General features: G+C 72.7%; 12 protein-coding genes and 1 riboswitch. Of the genes, 3 read left to right on the top strand and 9 right to left on the bottom strand.

Annotation, left to right across the window (positions count from 1 at the left end; translation table 11 throughout):
* Nucleotides 1-21: 21 nt before the first annotated feature.
* From C2142_RS19075 to C2142_RS19035, 9 genes are all read right to left on the bottom strand, one after another.
* Nucleotides 22-945, bottom strand: a complete 924-nt coding sequence (locus tag C2142_RS19075; protein ID WP_148643778.1) for an NAD(P)-dependent oxidoreductase — start codon at nucleotides 943-945, stop codon at nucleotides 22-24.
* Nucleotides 936-2,039 carry a cytochrome P450 gene (locus C2142_RS41620; protein WP_148643777.1) on the bottom strand — a complete coding sequence of 368 codons (1,104 nt, stop codon included), beginning with the start codon at nucleotides 2,037-2,039 and terminating at the stop codon, nucleotides 936-938. The genes C2142_RS19075 and C2142_RS41620 overlap by 10 nt, the downstream gene beginning before the upstream one ends.
* A complete protein-coding gene (locus tag C2142_RS19065) occupies nucleotides 2,036-3,514 on the bottom strand; it encodes a class I adenylate-forming enzyme family protein (RefSeq protein ID WP_148643776.1) in 1,479 nt (492 codons plus the stop codon). Before C2142_RS19065 ends, C2142_RS41620 begins: the two co-directional genes overlap by 4 nt.
* A 100-nt stretch (nucleotides 3,515-3,614) precedes the next feature.
* Entirely contained in the window at nucleotides 3,615-4,364 is a 750-nt protein-coding gene (locus C2142_RS19060; protein ID WP_241002659.1) for a glycosyltransferase family 2 protein, read from the bottom strand.
* Nucleotides 4,361-5,374, bottom strand: coding sequence for a ketoacyl-ACP synthase III (locus C2142_RS19055; RefSeq protein ID WP_148643774.1), 1,014 nt, complete (start codon nucleotides 5,372-5,374; stop codon nucleotides 4,361-4,363). The genes C2142_RS19060 and C2142_RS19055 overlap by 4 nt, the downstream gene beginning before the upstream one ends.
* 92 nt (nucleotides 5,375-5,466) lie before the next feature.
* Entirely contained in the window at nucleotides 5,467-8,292 is a 2,826-nt protein-coding gene (locus tag C2142_RS41615; RefSeq protein ID WP_162002505.1) for a PKD domain-containing protein, read from the bottom strand.
* 128 nt (nucleotides 8,293-8,420) lie between these two features.
* Nucleotides 8,421-11,192: a PKD domain-containing protein gene (locus C2142_RS19045; protein WP_148643772.1), complete on the bottom strand. Its 2,772-nt coding sequence runs from the start codon at nucleotides 11,190-11,192 to the stop codon at nucleotides 8,421-8,423.
* Between the two features lie 209 nt (nucleotides 11,193-11,401).
* Complete coding sequence (locus C2142_RS19040) at nucleotides 11,402-12,862, bottom strand: flotillin family protein (protein ID WP_148643771.1); 1,461 nt, start codon at nucleotides 12,860-12,862, stop codon at nucleotides 11,402-11,404.
* Between the two features lie 123 nt (nucleotides 12,863-12,985).
* Complete coding sequence (locus C2142_RS19035) at nucleotides 12,986-13,192, bottom strand: hypothetical protein (RefSeq protein WP_174315662.1); 207 nt, start codon at nucleotides 13,190-13,192, stop codon at nucleotides 12,986-12,988.
* A 157-nt stretch (nucleotides 13,193-13,349) separates the two neighbouring features.
* Nucleotides 13,350-13,484, top strand: a riboswitch (TPP riboswitch).
* Here C2142_RS19035 and thiC point away from each other — a divergent pair.
* From thiC to C2142_RS19020, 3 genes are all read left to right on the top strand, one after another.
* Nucleotides 13,479-15,305: a phosphomethylpyrimidine synthase ThiC gene (thiC, locus tag C2142_RS19030; RefSeq protein ID WP_148643770.1), complete on the top strand. Its 1,827-nt coding sequence runs from the start codon at nucleotides 13,479-13,481 to the stop codon at nucleotides 15,303-15,305. It overlaps the preceding riboswitch by 6 nt.
* A gap of 738 nt (nucleotides 15,306-16,043) precedes the next feature.
* Nucleotides 16,044-18,674, top strand: coding sequence for an RICIN domain-containing protein (locus tag C2142_RS19025; RefSeq protein ID WP_148643769.1), 2,631 nt, complete (start codon nucleotides 16,044-16,046; stop codon nucleotides 18,672-18,674).
* A 229-nt stretch (nucleotides 18,675-18,903) separates the two neighbouring features.
* Nucleotides 18,904-21,309, top strand: a complete 2,406-nt coding sequence (locus tag C2142_RS19020; RefSeq protein ID WP_148644875.1) for a non-reducing end alpha-L-arabinofuranosidase family hydrolase — start codon at nucleotides 18,904-18,906, stop codon at nucleotides 21,307-21,309.
* Nucleotides 21,310-21,368: the final 59 nt, after the last annotated feature.

Below are 21,368 nucleotides of genomic sequence, written 5' to 3'. Positions count from 1 at the left end.
CCCTCGCCGGGGGTGCGGGCGTCAGTCGTCCGCCGGGGAGCCGGCCCGGGCCGCCGGGTGGAGCGGCACCGTGTCGAGGTCCCAGCGCGGCTGCCAGTGCTGGGCGCGGGCCCGGGTGAGGTCGAGGGTGACGCTGTTGGCGAGCTGGTCGACCGCGTACGGCGTCAGGCCGGGGAACCGCCCGGTGCGGGCGGCCAGCCGGGCGAGCGGCACGGGCACGTGGCCGATCCGCGCCCGGACGCCGTGGGCGGCCAGCACCCTGCGGACGGCGTCGTCCCGCCGGTAGGGCCGGCCGTCGGCGATGTTGTACGCGCCCGGGGCCCAGGCGGCCCGGCCGGTCAGGCCCAGCGCGGCCAGGCACGCGTCGGCGAGGTTCTGCACGGCGGTGAGGCTGATCCGGACGTCGCCGCCGGGGAGCAGCAGCAGGCCGCGCCGGGCGCGGGCCAGCAGCTGCGGGGCGAGGTGCGGGTCGCCCGGACCGTAGACGGCGCGCGGGCGCAGCACTACGGCGCCCGCCGCCAGCGCGATCCGTTCGCCGGCGGCCTTGGTCCGCCCGTACGCGTTGAGGTGGCCGCCCTCGGTGGGGTGGCGCTCGGTGACGCACGCGCGGCCGGTCCGGGGGTCGTAGACGCTGGCGCTGCTCACCCAGACGACCGGGCGGCCGGCCGCGGCGCGCATCAGGCGTTCGGTGCCGGTGACGTTGACGGCGTACTGGCCGGCCTCGCCGGGGGAGCCCGGGGGCAGGTCGGCGACGGCCGCCGCGCAGTGCACCACCAGGTCGGTGCCGGTGAGGTCCGGCGCCCCCTCGGTGGCGTCCCAGCGGACGTGCCGGCCGACCGGGCCGGGGGAGCGGCCGTAGCAGTGCACGTCGAGGCCGAGTGCGTCGGCGGCGAGGGCGACGTGCGAGCCGCAGAAGCCGCCGGCGCCGGTGACGGCTATCCGCATCGGCGGGCTCCCGCCCGGACGGTGAGTTCCGCGTAGCCGGGCAGGGCGGCGCGGCGGTCGACGCGGGCACGGGTGACCACCGGCCGGTACGGGGCCAGGGCGAGCAGGATGTCGGCGAGCTGGGCGCGGGCCAGGCCGGCACCGGGACAGGCGTGCGGGCCCGCGCCGAAGACGGCCTGGGCGGCGGCCGGGCCGGGGGCGGGGGCGGTCCGGTGGGCCTGGGCGGCGTGCCGGGCGATCAGGACCAGCCGGTCGCCGGCCCGGACCGGGCGGCCGGCCACGGTGGCGTCGGCTGCGGCCACCCGGGGGAGCAGCGGCGAGGGGGCGGTCAGCCGGAGCAGTTCGGCGGCGAGCCGGGGCGCGGTCGAGGCGTCCACCGTCGGCCAGAGGGCGGCGTCGGCGCACCAGGCGGCGGCCCGGGGGAGGGCGGCCACCGTGGTGTTGACGGCGGCGACGGCGAGCATGGCGTCGAGCGGGTCGGGGAGCAGGGCGGTCAGCCCGGCCGCGGCCGTGGTGGCGTCGGCCCGGCGGCCGGGGCGGCGCGGGCCGGGCAGGTGGTCGGCGGCGGCCGCCGCGGCGGCCTCGGCGGCGGCCCGGGCGAGGGCGCGCGGGCAGGCGTCGGAGCCGGTCAGTGCGGCGGTCGTCACTCCGGCCAGTTCCAGGGCGAGGTCGACGAGTTCGAGCTGCCCGGTGGCGAGGGCCGGGACCCGGTCGGCGAGCACGGCCTGCCAGTGCGGCCGGATCCGGTCGAGCGCGCCGGCGCCGAGGTCGCCGGCCAGCTCGCGGCGGGCGGCCCGGTGTTCGCTGCCCTCCTGGTCGAACAGCAGCCCGCCGTCGGTGAGTTCGGCGGCGGCCCCGCCGGTGGTGCCGGGCGCGGTGCGGTCGAGCGGGACACGGGTGAGCACCTCCCGGTAGGCGTCGGTGTCGTGCACCAGGACGGTGCGGCCGAGCCGGACGACCGGGCGGCGGCGGGTGGCGCAGAGCAGCGCGAACAGGACGGGGTGGCTGCGCAGGTAGACCCGGCGGTCGCGGCGGCGGGCGGCCCGGGAGGCGGCGGCCGGGGCGGGGACGGCTCGGGTCGGCGGGCTGGTCACGTGGTCAACTCCCGTGCGCAGTAGGCGGAGGCGGCGGCCCGGTCGGGCTTGCGGGACCGGCCGGTCAGCGGGACGGCGCCGAACAGCAGCGCGTCCGGCCGGGCGGCACCCATCCGGTCGAGGGGGTCCTGCAGGGCGGTGCGCAGCCGGTGCGGGTCGGTGCCGGGGCGCGGCTGGACGAGGGCGACCAGCCGTTCGTCGCCCGGCGCGTCGGTACGCGGGACACCGACCAGGACGGCGAGTTCGACGCCGGGCAGGTGCAGCGACGGCTCGTACAGGCCGGGGTAGATGTTCTCGGCGCCGCGCAGCACCATGTCCTTGAGCCGTCCGGCGAGCACGATCCGGCCGTCCGGGGTGAGGGTGGCGCGGTCGCCGGTGCGGACCCACGGGTCGGGGTCCTCGCCGAGGTAGCGGTGGCGGGCGCCGGGGCCGGTGAGCAGCAGCTCGCCGCCCGGGGCGAGGTCGGTACGGACGCCCGGAAGGGGCGCGCCGACCAGGTCGCCGGGGCCGGTGAAGGCGCTCTTCGCGGCCTCCTCGACGGCGGCGGCCGGGAACAGTTCGGTGAGCGCGTACACGCCCCAGGCCTGTTCGGCGCCGGCCTCCTTGACCCGGCGCAGCAGGGCGGCGTCGGCGGGCGCGGAGCCGGTCCAGACCCGGCCGGAGAAGCGGGCCCCGGAGCGCAGGGCGGCGCGCAGCTGGGGCGGGGTGAGGTAGGTCTGGGCCGGTGCCAGCCGGGCGAGTTGGCGGGCCAGTGCGGCGGGCGTCCGGGCCGGGAGGGCGACGGTGGCGCCGGCGGCCAGGGCCGGGACGAGGACGAAGAAGGTGCCGCCGAGCACGGTGGTGCCGGGGCGGGGCCCGACGAGATCGGTGACGGTCCGCAGGCCGGCCGCCAGCCCGTCCCGGGTGTGCACGACGGCGCGCGGGCGGGCGGTAGTGCCGGAGGTGAAAACGATCACGGCGTCGGTGTCGCGGCCGCCGGTGCGGGGCGCGGGGGCGGCGGTGGCGTCGGTGCGCAGCCGGGGCGCGCAGCCGGGCAGCCGGCGGCCGAGGGTGGCGACCGGGCCGAGCGCGGCCAGCCGGGGCAGTGCGAGGTCGGCGCGGCGGGCGAGCGGGCCGGCCCAGCCGGCCACCGCCTGGGCGGCGGCGTCGGCGAGCACCAGGTCGGGCCGGGCCAGGGCGAGGCGGGCGGCGAGCACGTCCGGTCCGGCGGTCGGGTCGAGGACGGCGGTCCGCAGGCCGAGCCGGTGCGCGGCGAGCATCACGGCGAGCGCCCGGGGGCCGGGGCGGACGGCGACGCCGAGGGTGGCGCCGTCGGTGAGGCCGCGGGCGTGCAGGGCGGCGGCGTAGACGTCGGCGAGGTCGGCGAGGTCGCCGCGGCGGATCCGGACCCTGGTGGCGCCGGTGCGGGTGTGGTGCAGCACGGCGGGCCGGTCGGGGTGGACGGTGCGCAGGGCGTGGGCGAGCCGGTCGAGCACGGTGTGTCCTCAGCGGAGCGGGGTCGGCGGGCGGGTCGGCGGGAGGTCGGTCGGCGGGAGGTCGGTCGGCGGTTGGCGGTCGGTGGGTCGGCGGGCAGGCTCAGCGGACGTCGGCGGAGCGGCCGCCGGGGCCCCGCTCCAGGTACCAGCGGGCGGTGCCGGCCACGCCGTACGCGCGGATCCGGCGGGTGGAGTTCTGCACCACCATGTCGCGGCGGTGGACGATGGCGGTGGTGTGCCGGCGCACCCGGTTGATGAACGTCCGGTCGGTGGGCGAGGGGCGTCGCGGCATCCCGCCGACCGCCTCGTACAGCTCGGCGGTGATCGCCATGTTGTTGCCCGCGTGCATCCGGTACGGGGTGAGGTAGCCGTGCCGGCGGCGGTGGGCGGGCCGGATCCGGCCGAAGAACGCGCCGAGCGCCACCAGGACCAGGAACACCGCGCGGCCGGCCGGCCCGTGCTCGTCCCGGCGGGCGGTGACCCGGCCGCAGACCAGGCCGCGGGACTCGGTCATCCCGGCCCGGGCGGCGGCCGTCCAGCCGGGTTCCGGCAGGCAGTCGGCGTCGGTGCGGGCGAGCAGGGTGGCGCCGTGCGCGATGGCGTGCCGGAACCCGGTGTCGATCGCCGAGCCGACCCCCTTCTCCGGCTCGACCAGGACCTCGACCGGGAACGGCGCCCGTTCGGCGAAGGCCCGGACCTTCGCCACGGTGCTGTCGGTGGAGCCGTTGTCGGCCACCAGCAGGGTGAACTCCCGGTCCCGCTGGGCGGCGAGGGCGTTCAGCGTGCCCTCGATCCGGGCCTCCTCCTGGTAGGCGGGGACGACCACCCAGAGCTCCGTCGGGGCGTTCACGACGCCTCCCAGACCATCGTCATCAGGCTGACCCCGCCGCCGAGGCCGATCAGCAGCACCTTGTCACCCGGGTTCAACTCGGGCCGTATTCGGTCGAGTTGAACACCGATAGTGGCGCTGGCGATGTTGCCCAGCTCCGGTACGGTGAGCACCAGCTTCTCCGCGGGCACGCCGGTCAGCTCCACGAAGCGGTCCAGGTAGGGGACGGTGACCTGGTGCACCAGCACCCGGGCGTAGTCGTCCCAGCCGAGGCCGGTGCGGGCCGCCACCCTGGTCAGGATGGCGCCGCCGATCTTCTCGAAGACGCCGCGCAACTCCTTGCCGCCGCCCCGGAAGTAGCTGTACTCGTCGCCGCGCGGGTGGCGCGAGCCGCCGCCGGGGATGCCGCCGGCCTCCCAGTGCTCGGAGGCCGTCTCGGTCTCGATGTCGAGGATGCCGCCGCGCTCGACGGCCTCGACGACCACGGCCGCGCCGGCGTCCCCGAAGGTGTAGCCGGCGAAGCCGTCCCGGAAGTCGGCCAGGCCGCCCGGGTCGCGGCGCATCGCCCGGCTGGGAGTCTCGCCGGTGACCACCAGGGCGCGCCGGGCCCGGCCGGCCAGGATCATCGCGCGGGCCAGGTCGATCCCGTTGAGGAAGCTGTTGCAGGCGTTGCTGACGTCCAACGCGTGGGCCCGCGAGCCGAGTTCGGCCTGGACGAGGTGCGCGGTGGCCGGCTCGCAGATGTCCCGGGTGGCGGAGGCGTACAGCAGCAGGTCGATGTCGGACGGGTCCAGGCCGCGGGCGTCGAGGGCGCGCCGGGCGGCGCCGACCGCCAGGGTGGAGGCGTACTCGCCGTCGGCGGCGAAGTGCCGGGTGACGATGCCGGTCGCCTTCTCGAACATCCGCTCCGGAAGGCGGAGCCGGCCGCCCGCGGTGACCTCGTCCTGGAGCTGCTGGGAGGTCAGGCGGCGGGCGGGCAGGTGGGATCCGACGGCGGTGATGCCGATCCGTGCGGTGGCTGCTGGGTGCATGCCCCCATGCTCCGGCGGACGGCGCCGCGCCCACCTGAGTACGGGTACTCAGGTGGGCGCGGGCGGGCTACTCGATCGGTGGGGGGTCCGGGTTACTGGTTGCGGTAGTAGCCGAAGAGGTCGGCGACCACGTGGGTGGAACCGGCGTTGTTGGCGATGTCGAAGCGGCCCTGGGCGTCCACGGGGATGGTGCCGTGGCTGGGCACGTCCAGGCCCGGGGTGGCGTTGAGGTTGCTGGTGCCGGGCTTGGCGGTGCCGGTGGCCCAGGCGGTGAGGTGGGTGGCCTCGGTGGTCTCGGTGGCGGTCAGGTTGACGGCGGCGGCGGTGGCACCGGCGGGGACGCCGGTGACGGTGCGCACCGAGCCGGCGCCGAGCGGGGCCCCGCTGCGGGAGTCCAGCAACCGGCTCGGCAGGACGGGCGTGAACAGTCCCCTGCCCTCGGGGCTGAAGTAGCCGACGACGTCCACGACCGCGTGCGAGCTGCCGCTGTGGTTGTAGATGTCGATCGAGCCGTCCGTGCCGAGGGGGACGACCACCTGGTTGGTGATGTTCCGGCCGGGGACGGTGTTGAGGTTGGAGCCGGCGGCGGGGCGCGGGGTGCCGGCCGGGTGGACGGTGACGTAGCTGTTGGCGGTGGACTCGGTGGCCGTCACGTTGAGGATCACCGAGCGGGCCGTGGCGGGCACGCCGCCGTTGCCGGCCACCTTCAGGCGGCGGGTGCCGTCCTGGCCGATCGGCCCGCCGGTCTCGCGGGTGTCGAGCAGCCGGGCCGGGGCCAGGGCGGTGAACTTGTCGGCGGCGGAGGGCCGGTAGTAGCCGAGGACGTCGGCGACGACGTCCAGGGAGGCGCCGTGTGCGCCGATGGACACCTCGCCGTCCAGGCCGACGGGGACGGTCACCAGGTTCGAGACGTCCTGGCCGGGCGCGAAGTTGACGTTCGAGGTGGTGGAGGTGCCGCTCTGGCCGGGAGCGGTGCTGAGGAACCCGCGCCCGGAGGCGCCGGTCGCCGTCAGGTTGAGCACGACGGCGGTGGCCCCGGCCGGAACGCCGCTGGAGGTGCCGTCCTGAGTCTCGCGGACCTTGAGGCTGAGTGCGTTGTCCGCCTGCAGATGCTGGTAGCGGGTGCTGGGGATCCGGGTGTCCATGACGCGGACGGGCGACAGGGCCGTGAAGCCGGACGGGGCGTACGCGGCGGTGACCCTCTCGACCCAGGACGTGGAGTTGCCCTTCTCGTCCCGCGCCACCAGCGTCACGTCGTAGTCGCCGGGCCGGGAGTAGGTGTGGGAGAAGGTGTTGCCGGGGCCCCACTGTGCGCCTCCGCCGTCGCCGAAGCTCAGGATGCCGTACTCGGTGACCCGGTACGGGCCGGTGGCGCTCGCGGTGAAGGAGAAGCCGAGCGGCTCCGTGGCGGACGGGGCCACGGCGAGCCGGGCACTCAGCGGGCCGGGGGCGGCGGCGATGACGACGGATCCGAACGACTCCCCGCTGACCACGTCGCCGGTCCCGTCGGCGGCCGTCACGGTCGGCTTGAAGGTGCCGGGCGCGGTGTAGGTGTGCCGGACGGTGGCCTCGGCGGTCACCAGGGGGGCGCTGCCGTCCTTGAAGTCGTACGTGTAGGTGAGCGCGGTGGGCCAGCCGTTGGACGGCCGGGCGGATACCTCGACCGTCAGCGGGACCGGTCCCTGCGGGGACCGCGTCTCGGTACCGGTGATCACGGGATTGACGCCGGTCAGGCCGTGGATCTCGGTCGCGCCGCGGTCGCGGGCGCTTCCGTGCGGGCCGGAGTTGGCGATGTGGGGCGCATCGACGACGGCCCGGCCCCACATGTCGGTGTCGAGCACCCCGGGCGCGTCCGGGTCGGCGGAGTCGATCAGCGCGTCGGCCGTGGCGGTCGGCCGGTGGTAGCCCCCGAGCATGCCGTCCCGGAAGCCGATGTCGGAGTCGAGGTCGTGCGCGCCCTGTCCGGTGGCGGCGGTCAGCTCGGCGGGGCCGCGGTGGGCCGTACCCGCCCAGACGTAGGCCGGGTCGGTGCCGGTCGGGTGGACCACGTTGTAGTCCACCTTCGTCCCGGCGACGGCGCCGGCCTCGACGACGATGAGTCCGTGGCCGTTGCCGGGGTTCTCGACGTTCGGGATGATCACGTTGTTCTCGACGACCGCGCCGGTGGAGGCACCCGCCAGCCGCACGCCCGGGCCGATCGGCAGGGTGACGGTGTTGTTGACGACCACGGTGCCGACGGCGTCGGTGGCCTTGATCGCACCGTCGGTGTTGGAGCTGAGGTCGTTGCCGACGACCGTGGTCCCCCGGGTGCCGGCGTCGAGGACCACCCCGCGCCCGTAGCCGATCACCGAGCGGCTGATCGTGATGGAGTCGCTGGTGCCGGTGACCCTGACCGTGGCGGCGCCCGGTTCGACCGGGGGCTCCGGGAAGCCGGTCGGCCGCTGGAAGAGGTAGAGCTGGTCCATGACCACCCGGCTGGAGTTCTCGATCAGCACCGGCTCGGGGGTGTCGAGGACCGCGAGGCCGCGGACGACCACGTCGTGGGCGCCGGAGACCCGGACCGCGTGGCCGGCGGTGTTGCGCAGGACCGGCTGGCGCGGCCCGCTGTCGGGGGCGAGGGGGGAGCCGTTGATCACGATCGGCCGGCCGGGCTCGCCGGAGCGGGTGATCCGGAGCTCGCCCTTCCAGGTGCGGGCGGCCAACTGGACCGTCTGACCCGGCCGGGCGGCGTCGACGGCGGCCTGCGGGGTGCAGAACGGCACCGCCTGGCTTCCGGTGCCGAAGTCGTCGCACGGCTTCGACGGTGTGTTGTCGACGTACAGGACGGCCGGCGGTTCGGCGGCCGCCGCGGAGAACGGAAGGCCGACGGCGGCGGAGGCTATGGCGGTGCCGAGCACCACGGAATGACGAAGGCGCACTGGTGTTTCCCCAGGGGTGGGCACGGACAGATGGGTACGGGTGCACCGCGCCCGCCCGAGCACGGATGCTCGGGCGGGCGCGGGCGGACTACGCGGACGGACGGGTCACCCCGGAGGGTGCCCGGGTGTCACCAGGCCTGGTAGTAGCCGAAGAGGTCGGCGACCACGTGGGTGTTGCCGGCGTTGTTGAAGAGGTCGAACCGGCCCTGCGCGTCCACCGGGACGGTGGCGTGGTTGGGCACGTCCAGGTTCGGGCTGGCGTTCAGGTTGCTGGTGTCGGGGCGGGCCGAGCCGGTGGCCCAGGCGATGAGGTGGGTCTTCTGCTCGGTCTCGGTCGCCGTCAGGTTGACCGCGGCGGCCATCGCGCCGGCCGGCACGCCGGTCACGGTGCGGGTGCCGCCGGGGCCGAGCTTGGCGCCGCCGTTGTCACGGGAGTCCAGCAGCCGGGTCGGGACGACGGGGACGAACCGGCCCTTGCCGTTCGGCGTGTAGTAGCCGAAGACGTCCACGATGGCGTGGGCGGTGCCGACGTGGTTGTAGATGTCGATGGACCCGTCGGCGCCCAGCGGGACGACCACCTGGTTGGGGATGTCCCGGCCGGGCACCGTGTTGAGGTTGGAGCCGTAGACGGGCAGCGCGCTGCCGGCCGGGTAGGCGGTGAAGAAGCTGTTGGCGCTGGACTCGGTGGAGGTGATGTTGAGGACCACCGAGGTGGCGTCGGCGGGGACGCCGCCCTGGCCGGCGATCTTCAGCCGGCGGGAGGAGTCCTGCCCGAGCGGCGTGCCGGTGGTGCGGGTGTCCAGCAGCCGGGCCGGGGCGACCGGCTGGTACCACTGGTCGGTGTACGGGGAGTAGTAGCCGAGGACGTCCCCGACGACGTGCACCGTGCCGGCGTTGTTGCGGATGGTCACCTGGCCGTCGGGGCCGACCGGGACGGTCACCAGGTTGGCGACGTCCTGGTTGGGGCCGAAGTTGACGTTCGAGGTGATCGGCCGCGCCCCGCCGGTCGGGTAGGCGCTCAGGAAGCTGTTCTGGGTGCCCTCGGTCGCCGTCAGGTTGAGGACGACCGCGGTGGCGCCGGGCGGCACCACGGTCGCGCCGCCGGTGGCGCTGGGGTAGCGGACGTTGAGGTTCCACGTCTCGCCGGGGCCGAGCTTGTGGTTCTGGGCGCCCGGCCAGCGGGTGTCGAGCACCCGGGTCGGGGAGAGCGCCTTGAAACCGGCCGCGTCGTAGTTGACGGTGACCGGGAGGTCGCCGCTGCGGGTCTGGCCCGAGTCGTCGGTCACCGTCACCTTGACGGTGTGCGTGCCGGGCTCGGCGAAGGCGTGCTCGGCCCTGCCGACGTTGTTGGTGACGGGCGTGGTGCCGTCGCCGAAGTCGAACGTGTAGCTGGTGATCGCCCAGGGCGAGGTGGTGCCGGTGGCGTCGACCTGGAAGCCGAGCGGGTCCCGCTGGTTCATGGCGTGGCCGGTCAACGACAGGGTCAGCTGGCTGTCCGAGGTGACGTTGACCGGGAAGTCGACGGCGTCGCTCTTGCGGCCGCCGCGGGTGTCGATGACGGTGACCTTGGGGACGAAGCCGCCGGTCTTGAGGTACGTGTGCCGGACGGTCTTCTCCGCGGTGGTCAGCGGCGCGCTGCCGTCCCCGAAGTCGAAGGTGTAGGTGAGCGCGCCGCCCCACTGGTTGAAGGCCTCGGCGGTGAGGTCGACCGTCAGCGGGCCCGGGCCGGTGGGCGCCGGGTGGACGGTGCCGGCGGCCTTGAGCTCGACCGACAGCAGGCCCTGCACCTCGTAGGAGCCGCGGTCGCGGAAGCTGCTGTTCGGGCCGCCGTTGGCGACCAGCGGGTGGTCGGTGGGGCCGTTGCCCACCAGGTCGGTGAAGGTGCCGCGGACCGGCAGCGGGTCGGCGGAGTCGATCGCGGCGTTGCTGTCCAGCGTCGGGACGGCGAGCGGCAGGAACGCGTTCTCGAAGGTGATCGCGTGGTCGATGTCGTGGGCGCCCTGGCCGGTGGCGCCGTTCAGCTCGGCGGGTGACTGGTAGCCCCGGTCGGCCCAGGTGTAGGCCGGCAGGCCCTGGACCGGGTGGACGATGTTGTAGTCGAGCCTGGTGCCGGTGGCGGCGGCCGCCGAGACCGACACGCTCGACCCGTTCACGATGTTGTTGACGATCGCCGAGCCCGCCGAGGCGCCCTTCAGCGCGAGGCCCTGCGTGAGGCCGCCGGTGAGCGTGTTGTTGTTGACGACGGTGTCGGGGGCATCGGTGATGTCGATCGCGACGCCGGCCGACATGCTGAACTGGTTGGCGGCGATGGTGGTGTGCTGGGCGCCGGCACCGATGACGAGGCCGCGGGTGTGGTAGAAGACCGACCGCTCGATCGTGATCTGCTCGACCTGGCCGCTGACGGCGACAGCGGGTCGCAGACTCTCCCCCACCTCCTCGTACCAGTTCTGCGACAGCTCCACCCGGGAGGAGCCGGAGAGCTCCACCGTCGGCAGGCCGAGGCCGGTGACGACGACGTCGTGGACGTTGGTGAGCCGGACCGGGTTGCGCGACTTCGGGCTGATCGACGGCTGGGTGTAGTCGTTGATGCCGGTGAACGGGCTGCCACGGAAGGTGATCGGCTTGCCGATCTCGCCCGAGCGCGTGATGACGAGGTCCCCGAGCTGCTCGCTGTTGGGCGCGAGCTGGACGGTCTGCCCGGGCAGGGCGGCGTCGGCCGCCACCTGGACGGTGCAGTAGGGCTTGGCGGCGGTACCGGTGCCGTGGTCGTCGCAGCCGGCGGACGGGCTGTTGTCGACGTAGATGACGGCGGCGGGTTCGGCCGCGACCGCCGGGAGCGGCAGTCCGACCACTGCTGAGACCACGGCGGCGCTGAGGCCGACGGCATGACGAAGGCGCACTTTGTGCTTCCCCCCGGTTTGTGAATGTCCATTGCTGCTCGACGCGAGTGCCACCCGTAGCGGTGAGGCGCCGGGGGAGTCTCTGCGGAGCAGTTGTGAGCATTATGGTGCCAGGGGTGATCGTTCCAGTCACTGGGTTGGCTGATAAAGATCGGTGACGCGCGGGTGCCCGCCCGCCGGCGCGGCGGGCGGGCACCTGGGAGACGTGCTCAGTCCTCCACCGGGATCTGCTGGACGGGCACCGCGGCGGCCGCCGGGGCGGCCGGGGCCGGCTCCTCCTGCCCGCTCATGGTGCCGATGATCTGCCGGGCCAGGCCGAGGCCGGTCCCGCCCATCGTGAGCGCCTTGGTGAACAACTCCCCCACGCCGTCTGCACCGTTGAGCAGCACCATGTGCTCGACGTTGGCGAACGACTCCGAGGCGGCCAGCACGATGTCCGGCCACTTCTCCGCCAGCTCCTGGGCCACCACCGAGTCCGGGTTCTCCGTCAGGGCCTGCGCCCTGGCCTTGATCCCCTCGGCCTTGGCGAGCCCGATCGCCCTGGCCGCCGTCGCGTCGGCCAGACCGCGGGCCTCGGCGGCCGCGGCCTCGGCCTGACCGGTGGCCAGGGTCGCCTCGGCGGACGCCAGCCCGCGCAGCTTGGTGGCGTCCGCCTCCGCCTCGGCCGCGACCCGGACCTGGCTGGCCTCGGCCGCCGCCTTCAGCTCGGTCTCCCGGGCCTGCGCCTGCGCGGCGGAGATCCGGGCGTCGCGGTCGGCCTCGGCCCGGGTCCGGGTCTCGTAGGCCTTGGCGTCGGCCGGCTTGCGGACGTCGATCTGGAGCTGCTGCTCCTTGCGGCGCGCCTCCAGCTCGGCGACCTTGGTCTCCTGGACCACCACCTCCTGCCGTGAGGCCGCCTCGGCGAGCGGACCGGCCTGCTGGGCACTGGCGTTGGCGGTGTCCCGCTCGGCCTGGTAGGCGGACTGCTGGATCGCGCTGTCGCGCGTCGCCTCGGCCTTGCGGGCGGCGGCCTCCTGCTCCGCCTCGGTGGCCATCCGGTCGGCCACGGCCTGCGCGATCCGCGCGTCCCGCTGGACGGCGGCGGCGTGCGGGATGGCGAGGTTCTTGATGTAGCCCGTCGGGTCGATGATCTCCTGGATCTGCAGGGTGTCGATGATCAGCCCGAGCTTCTCCATCTCCAGCCCCGAGGCGGCCCTGGTCTCCCCGGTGAGCCGTTCGCGGTCGCGGATCATGTCCTCGACGGTGAGCCCGCCGACGATCGAGCGCAGGTGGCCGGCGAAGACGTTGTGGACGCGCTGGCTGATCAGCTTCTGCTGGTCGAGGAAGCGCCGGGCGGCGTTCGCGATGGAGACGTCGTCGTCGCCGATCTTGAAGATCACCACGCCCTTGACCCGGACCGGGATGCCCTGCGTGGTGACGCACTCGACGTCCAGCTCGGCCTCGTTGAGGTCCAGCGACAGCCGGCGGACGCCCTGCAGGCCCGGTGTCACGAAGGTTCCCCGGCCGGTGACGATCCGGAAGCCCAGCCCGTCGCCGACCCCCTCGGTCTTGTGCCGGGAGCCCGAGATGATCAGCGCCTCGTTGGGCTCGGCCACCCGCCACATGAGCTTGAAGAGTGTGATGCCCAACAGCAGCACCGCGGCGGCCGCCCCGATGATGACGAACAACATGGTTCAACTCCCCCTTCCGGCGCATGAGATGCACCGGTTCGGATTGTCCGCTCGGCGCAACCCGAAGAGAAGGGAGATGACATGACGGCCTGTCACAAGCTCGTCACGGCCGTGACGGGCTCGTCACGGCAGCACCGGGGCCACGTAGACCGTCCTGGGCGGCTGGTACTCGATCACCACCACCGGCGTCCCGACCGGCAGCCGGTCACCCGGCACGGCCAGGTAGGCGAGGAACGCCTCCGTCCCCTGGCGCTGCGGAACGTGCACCATCACCTCGCCGACCAGTCCCGCCCCGACCGCCCCGGACACCCGGCCCGTGCTCCCGACCACTACGCCCTCCCTCGTCGCCCCGCCCCCCGCGTGCAGCCAGTCTGCCCGGCCGGGGCCCCGCGGTGGGCCCGCGGCCGGAATCGCCCGGCCGTGGACCCCCTCTGGACCAGCGGCGATCCGCTCGCTACGGTGTTGGACGTCATGCGCAGGCAACACCGCCTGCGGACACGGGAGCTCGGAGCACCGGGCTGAGAGGACGCTGACCGGTACGTCGCTGGACGTGCCGACCGCTGCGTCGACCGCAGGAACCTGACCGGGTAATGCCGGCGTAGGGAGTAGAGGTCTGATGACCACGTTCGACGCACAGCCGCAGTCTGCCCAGAACTCCGCCGTCAGCAGCGCGGGCACCGGCTACCCGACCCCGGCCTGGCGCAAGGCGTACCGCGACGGGTCCCGCCCCGACCTGCGCGTGCCGTACCGCGAGGTCGTGCTCACCAACGGCAAGAGCGTCCCGCTGTACGACACCTCCGGCCCGTACACCGACCCGTCGTACGAACCCGACGTCCGGCGCGGGCTGCCCGCGCTGCGCGACTCCTGGATCCGCCAGCGCGGCGATGTCGAGGAGTACGACGGCCGCGAGGCCCGCCCCGAGGACGACGGGATCAAGCACACCTCGCCGCGCGGCGGGAACCTGCGCAACCTCGACGCCGTCTTCCCCGGCCGCCCCCGCCGCCCGCTGCGCGGCCGCGGCGGCGCCGCCGTCACCCAGCTCGCGTACGCCAAGCGCGGCATCGTGACCCCGGAGATGGAGTTCGTGGCCCTGCGCGAGGGCCTCGCACCGGAGTTCGTCCGCGCCGAGGTGGCCCGCGGCCGCGCCGTCATCCCGGTCAACGTGAACCACCCCGAGGTGGAGCCGGCCGTCATCGGCACCAACTTCCTGGTGAAGATCAACGCCAACATCGGCAACTCCGCGGTCACCTCCTCGATCGAGGAGGAGGTGGAGAAGATGACCTGGGCCACCCGCTGGGGCGCCGACACCGTCATGGATCTCTCCACCGGCCGCAACATCCACACCACCCGCGAGTGGATCCTGCGCAACTCCCCCGTGCCGATCGGCACCGTGCCGCTCTACCAGGCGCTGGAGAAGGTCGACGGCAAGGCCGAGGAACTCAGCTGGGACGTCTACCGCGACACCGTCATCGAGCAGTGCGAGCAGGGCGTCGACTACATGACCGTCCACGCCGGCGTGCTGCTGCGCTACGTGCCGCTCACCGCCCGCCGCAAGACCGGCATCGTCTCCCGCGGCGGCTCGATCATGGCCGCCTGGTGCCTGGCGCACCACCGGGAGAACTTCCTCTACACCAACTTCGAGGAGCTCTGCGACATCCTCGCGGGCTACGACGTCACCTTCTCGCTCGGTGACGGCCTGCGCCCCGGCTCCACCGCCGACGCCAACGACGAGGCGCAGTTCGCCGAGCTCCAGACGCTGGGCGAGCTCGGCCGGATCGCCCGCGACCGCGACGTCCAGGTGATGATCGAGGGCCCCGGTCACGTCGCGATGAACAAGATCAAGGAGAATATGGATCTCCAGAAGGAGATCTGCGACGAGGCCCCCTTCTACACCCTGGGCCCGCTCACCACCGACGTCGCGCCCGGCTACGACCACATCACCTCCGGCATCGGCGCGGCGATGATCGCCTGGTGGGGCACCGCGATGCTCTGCTACGTCACGCCCAAGGAGCACCTGGGCCTGCCCAACCGGGACGACGTGAAGACCGGCGTCATCACCTACAAGATCGCCGCCCACGCGGCCGACCTCGCCAAGGGCCACCCCGGCGCGAGCGAGTGGGACGACGCCCTCTCCGACGCCCGCTTCGAGTTCCGCTGGGAGGACCAGTTCAACCTGGCCCTCGACCCGGAGACGGCCCGCGCCTTCCACGACGAGACCCTCCCCGCCGAACCCGCCAAGACCGCCCACTTCTGTTCCATGTGCGGACCGAAGTTCTGCTCGATGAAGATCTCCCAGCAGATCCGCGACGAGCACGGCGACGGCTCCACCGCCGTCACCTCGGCCGCCGCCGGCTACGACGCCGAGGCGCTGGCCGGGATGCAGGCCAAGTCGGAGGAGTTCGCCGCCCAGGGCAACCGGGTGTACCTCCCGCTGGCCGACTGACCTACAGACGAGCGCCGTCCCGAGAGGCTTTCGCTTTCCGGGACGGCGCTTCGCTGTACAGGCCTACCGGGCGGCCGGATTGTCCCCGCCGAGCTCCGGCCCTCCTGCGCAGGCGCGCGGTACGGTGTCCGCATGTCCATTCAGGTGCCGGACGACGTTGAGGTCTGTCTGCGTGAGCAGGCCACAGCCGAGGGCATCACAGTGGACGAGCCGGCCGTCGAAGAGCCGGCGAATCTCTTCGAGCTCCGCCCGGGTCTCAGGGCAAGGGAGCGCTGCACTCGGGTGGGGCGGCGCCGGTCGCGCGTGACATCAGGCGTATCTGCGCAAAGAAGCGGACGACGAGTGAACCGCCAACCGTCCGTGCTCACCCGCCGCCGGGCATGGCTGGACGGCCTGGTCCGCGCCGGTGGCGCGTCGGCAGGAGCCGTTCAGCCGACGTGTGCGGCGGTGCTCCTCAGCGCCACCGCATCCGATATGACTGCTCAGCCGTGTTCTTGAGCCGCTTGTGAGGACGCCGACCCTTCTGGGGTACGCGGGTGTGGAACGTCGACGCCGAGGGCGCCGACGTCACCCTGGACGCTGATCAACGTCCACCTCACCACGAGGTGACCAGAAAAAGTTTCCGGTGCGCGGCAACCCTCTGCGGAGCCTGTGACCACAAGGAGACAGATCCGGCCGGTTCCGGTGTCCGGATCCGCCCTCACTCTCGTGCACAGTGCGCAAGGAGAACGTCTACCCATGAGCAACCCCTCGAACGGCGGTCGCCGCGGGCGCCACCGCCGTCGTGTGAGCGCCACCGCTCTGGCGCTCGGTGTGTCCCTCACCGTCGGGTCGTACTTCGTGTTCGTACACGAGGACTCCCAGGCCGCGACGGTCGACGGCGATGCCTACTACAAGCTGGTCTCGGTCCGTAGCGGCCAGGTGGTGGACGTCAACGCCTTCTCCACCGCCGACGGCACCCGCATCCAGCAGTGGAGCGACCAGACCACCGCCAACCAGCAGTGGAAAGTGAAGTCCACCGGGGACGGCTACTACGAGCTGGTGAACCGCAACAGTGGCAAGGTGCTGGGCATAGCGGGCGACTCGACCAGCCAGGCGGCTGCCGCCGAGCAGCAGACGGACAGGTCCTCAGCGTCCCAGCAGTGGCGGATCGACGATGTGAGCGGTTCCGACGCCGTCACCTTCACCTCCCGCAAGAGCGGTCAGGTCCTGGACGTCACGGGCAACTCCACGGACCGGGGCACGCAGATCATCCAGTGGCCCGGGTGGGGTGGTGCCAACCAGCAGTGGAAGCTGGTGAAGGTGGCTGAGAGCGGGGGCGCGCAGACCGGGTCCGGGCCGTACGTGTGGCAGAACGCCCCGGTGGCGGGCGGCGGTTACGTCACCGGCCTGGTCTTCAACCAGAAGGAGAAGGGCCTGCTGTACGCGCGCACCGACATGGGTGGCGCGTACCGCTGGGACACCGGCGCCGAGCAGTGGACACCGCTCACCGACTGGGTCGGCCAGAAGGACTGGAACCTGCTGGGCATCGAGTCGCTGGCCACCGACCCGGTCGACCCGGACCGGCTCTACCTCGCGGCCGGCACCTACACCAACGACTGGGCCGGTAACGGTTCGATCCTGCGCTCCACCGACCGCGGCCGCACCTTCCAGCGCACCGATCTGCCGTTCAAGCTGGGCGGCAACGAGGACGGCCGCGGGGCGGGCGAGCGTCTGGTGATCGACCCCGCGAACCACGACAACCTGCTGCTGGGCACCCGCAAGAACGGCCTGTGGCGCAGTACCGACCACGGCCAGACCTGGAACCAGGTCCCCTCGTTCCCGGTCAAGGACGGCGCGAGCTTCGGCACCGGCATCTCCTTCGTGACGTACGGCCCGGCCGGCAGCAACACGATCTACGTCGGCGTCGCCGACAGGTCCACCAACCTGTACCGGTCCACCGACGGCGGCAACTCCTGGCACGCGGTCTCCGGGCAGCCCACCGGCCAGGTGCCGCAGCACGGTGTGCTCTCCGGTGACGGCTCGCTGTACCTGACGTACAGCAACGCCCCCGGGCCCAACGACGTGACGGCGGGTTCGGTGTGGAAGTACAACACCTCCGGCGGGGCGTGGAAGAACATCTCGCCGTCCCAGGGCGGCTACGGGTTCGCGGGTCTGGCCGTCGACCCGCAGAAGCCGTCCACGGTGATGGTCACCACGCTGGACCGCTGGTGGCCGCAGGACGAGGTCTACCGCAGCACCGACGGCGGTGCGTCCTGGAAGGCCCAGTCCGACAGGTCCGTGCGGGACGCCTCCCTCGCCCCGTACCTCGGCACCGGCATCGGGCACTGGATGACCGCCCTGAGCATCGACCCCTTCGACTCCGGGCACGTGATGTACGGCACCGGCAACGGCATCTGGGCCAGCAAGGACGCCAACGCGACCGACAACGGCGGCACCAGTCACTGGACCATCGGAGCCCGTGGGCTGGAGGAGACGGCGCTGTACGACGCGGTCTCCCCGCCCGGCGCCGCCGCCCTCATCACCTCGATGGGCGACCAGGGCGGCTTCGTGTACGACGACCTGAAGAAGGAGCCCACTGGGCGGCTGGTCAACCCGACTATCTACAACAGCACTTCCGTCGACTTCGCCCAGTCCAACCCCTCGCTGGTGGTCCGGGTCGGCAGGGGCGGCGAGCAGGACGGTGCCCTCTCCACCGACGGCGGCCACACCTGGAACGGCTTCAAGGGCGAGCCGGTGCCCAGTGCGGACAGCGGCCACATCGCGATCGCGGCGGACGGCTCCAGCTTCGTCTGGACCGAGGTCGGCCAAGCCCCGTACCGCTCCACCGACCGGGGCGCGAGCTGGTCGAAGGTCAACGGTCTCGGCAACGGGGCCGTGGTCGTCGCCGACCGGTCCTCGGCCAACACCTTCTACTCGCTGAGCAACGGCACGCTCTACGCCAGCACCGACGGCGGTGCGACCTTCGGTGCCCGCGCCTCCGACCTGCCGAGCGGCAAGCTCAGCGCCGTCCCCGGTGTCGCGGGTGACCTGTGGCTCTCCGGCGGCGGCAGGGGTCTGCTGCACTCCACCGACGGCGGCCGCAGCTTCACCACGCTCTCCTCGGTGCAGTCCGCCTCCGCCCTCGGCTTCGGCAAGGCCGCACCGGGCACCTCGTACCAGGCGCTGTACCTGATCGGCACCGTCAAGGGCGTCGCCGGCGTCTTCCGCTCCACCGACCAGGGCGCCAGCTGGGTCCGGATCAACGACGACGCCCACCAGTGGGGCAACTTCGCCGGCCAGGGCATCGTCACCGGCGACCCCGACACCTACGGCCGGGTGTACATCGGCACCAACGGTCGCGGTCTCCAGTACGGCGACCCCTCCTGATCCCGACCCCCTGAGCGGGGCCGCAGGCCAAACGGCCTGCGGCCCCACTGCGTCTGACGGCGCGCCGATCTCCGGCTCGACAAAAAAGTTCTCCCGATCACGGCAACCTTTGTGTGCGTGGCGGCAACTGGCAGGTAACCGTGGCCAAGACCAAGGCCCACTGCGCCAGAGGGACAAGTTGTTGCCAGATCAGAACCGCTCTCATCGCCGCCGGCCGCCGACCCGCCGCCTGATCGCCGCCGCCGTGGCGCTCGCCGCCGTGGGTGCAGCCGTACCGCTGGTCGCCCAGGCCGCGTTCACGTCGAACGCCGGCACGCCGACCACCCTCGCCGACGCAGCGGCCGTCAGCGGCCGCTACTTCGGCGCCGCAGTGTCCACGGGCAGGCTCGGCGACTCGACGTACTCCACCATTCTCGACCGGGAATTCAAGATGGTCACCCCGGAGAACGAGATGAAGTGGGACGCCACCGAACCCTCCCGCGGGTCGTTCAACTTCGCTCCCGCCGACTCGATCGTCAACCACGCCGCCGCGCGCGGCCAGAAGACGCGCGGCCACACCCTGGTCTGGCACTCCCAGCTGCCCGACTGGGTCCGCTCCATCAACGACGCCAACACTCTCCGCAGCGTGATGAACAATCACATCACCCAGGAGATGACCCACTACAAGGGCAAGATCTACGCCTGGGACGTGGTCAACGAGGCGTTCGCCGACGGCGGCAGCGGCCAGCACCGCAGCTCGGTGTTCCAGGACGTGCTGGGCAACGGCTTCATCGAGGAGGCCTTCCGCACCGCCCGGAACGTCGACTCCTCGGCGAAGCTCTGCTACAACGACTACAACCTTGAGAACTGGACCGACGCCAAGACCCAGGGCGTCTACACCATGGTCAAGGACTTCAAGTCCCGCGGCGTGCCCATCGACTGCGTCGGCTTCCAGAGCCACTTCGGTGCCGGCGGCCCCCCGGCCAGCTTCCAGACCACGCTGTCCAACTTCGCCGCGCTCGGCGTGGACGTCCAGATCACCGAGCTCGACATCGCCCAGGCGTCCGCCGGGGCGTACGACAACACCGTCAAGGACTGCCTCGCCGTCGCGCGCTGCACCGGCATCACGGTGTGGGGCATCCGCGACAGCGACTCCTGGCGCACCGGCGAGAACCCGCTGCTGTTCGACAACAACGGCAACAAGAAGCCGGCCTACAACACCGTACTCACCACTCTGGGCAACGCCGGCGGCGGTAAGCCGGGCGGCGGCATCAACTCCGGCACCGTCTACACGCTCTCCGCGGTGGGCGCCGCCGGACGTGTTCTCGACCAGCCCGCAGGGCAGAACGGCAACGGCACCCCGCTCCAGGTGTGGGACGCCAGCGGCGCCACCAACCAGCAGTGGAAGGCCGCCCAGAACGGCGACGGCTCCTACACCCTGACCAACGTCGCCAGCGGCCGGGTCCTGGACGAGCCGGGCGGCCAGACCGCCAACGGGACCAAGCTGCTGGTCTGGGACAACAACGGCGGCGCCAACCAGCACTGGAAGGCCGCCCAGAACGGCGACGGCTCCTACACCCTGACCAACGTCGCCAGCGGCCGGGCCCTGGAGACCCCCGGCAACCAGACCGCCAACGGCACCGCCGTCCAGATCTGGGACTCCTGGGGCGCCGCCAACCAGCACTGGACCTTCAGGTCGTCCGGGTCGCCCACCCCGACTCCGACTCCGACAACGCCCGCGCCGGGCGGCACCTGCGCCCTTCCGTCGAGCTACCGGTGGTCCTCCACGGGTGCGTTGGCGCAGCCTGCGAACGGGTGGGCCTCGGTGAAGGACTTCACGAACGTCGTGTACAACGGCAAGCACCTGGTCTACGGCTCGAACGTGTCGGGGTCGTCGTACGGCTCCATGATGTTCAGCCCGTTCACCAACTGGTCGGACATGGCGTCGGCCGGACAGAGCGGGATGGGCCAGGCCGCGGTGGCGCCCACACTGTTCTACTTCGCGCCCAAGAACATCTGGGTGCTCGCCTACCAGTGGGGTCAGTGGCCGTTCATCTACCGCACCTCCAGCGACCCGACGAACCCCAACGGCTGGTCCGCGCCGCAGCCGCTGTTCACCGGCAGCATCCCCAAGTCCAGCACCGGCCCGATCGACCAGACCCTGATCGCCGACGGCCAGAACATGTACCTGTTCTTCGCCGGTGACAATGGCAGCATCTACCGGGCGAGCATGCCGATCGGGAACTTCCCGGGCAGCTTCGGCTCGTCGTACACGACGGTCATGAGCGACACCACGAACAACCTGTTCGAGGCGCCGCAGGTCTACAAGGTCAAGGACCAGAACCAGTACCTCATGATCGTCGAGGCGCAGGGTGCGAACGGGCGCTACTTCCGCTCGTTCACGGCCTCCAGCCTGAACGGTTCCTGGACCCCGCAGGCCGCCAGCGAGAGCAACCCCTTCGCGGGCAAGGCCAACAGCGGTGCCACCTGGACCAACGACATCAGCCACGGCGACCTGGTCCGCAGCAACCCCGACCAGACCATGACCATCGACCCGTGCAACCTGCAGTTCCTCTACCAGGGCAAGTCCCCCACCGCGGGCGGCCCCTACGACCAACTGCCGTACCGGCCCGGCGTCCTCACCCTGCAGCGCTGACCCGTCCGATCCGCGGTGATCACGATCGGGTGCGGCCTGCCGGCACGTGGGAACGGGCC

This window comes from Streptomyces sp. CB01881 (assembly GCF_002953255.1).
In the GTDB taxonomy this organism is placed as follows: domain Bacteria; phylum Actinomycetota; class Actinomycetes; order Streptomycetales; family Streptomycetaceae; genus Kitasatospora.
The sequence above is the reverse complement of the archived record's forward strand: the minus strand, read 5'-3'. Positions and strand labels throughout refer to the sequence as shown.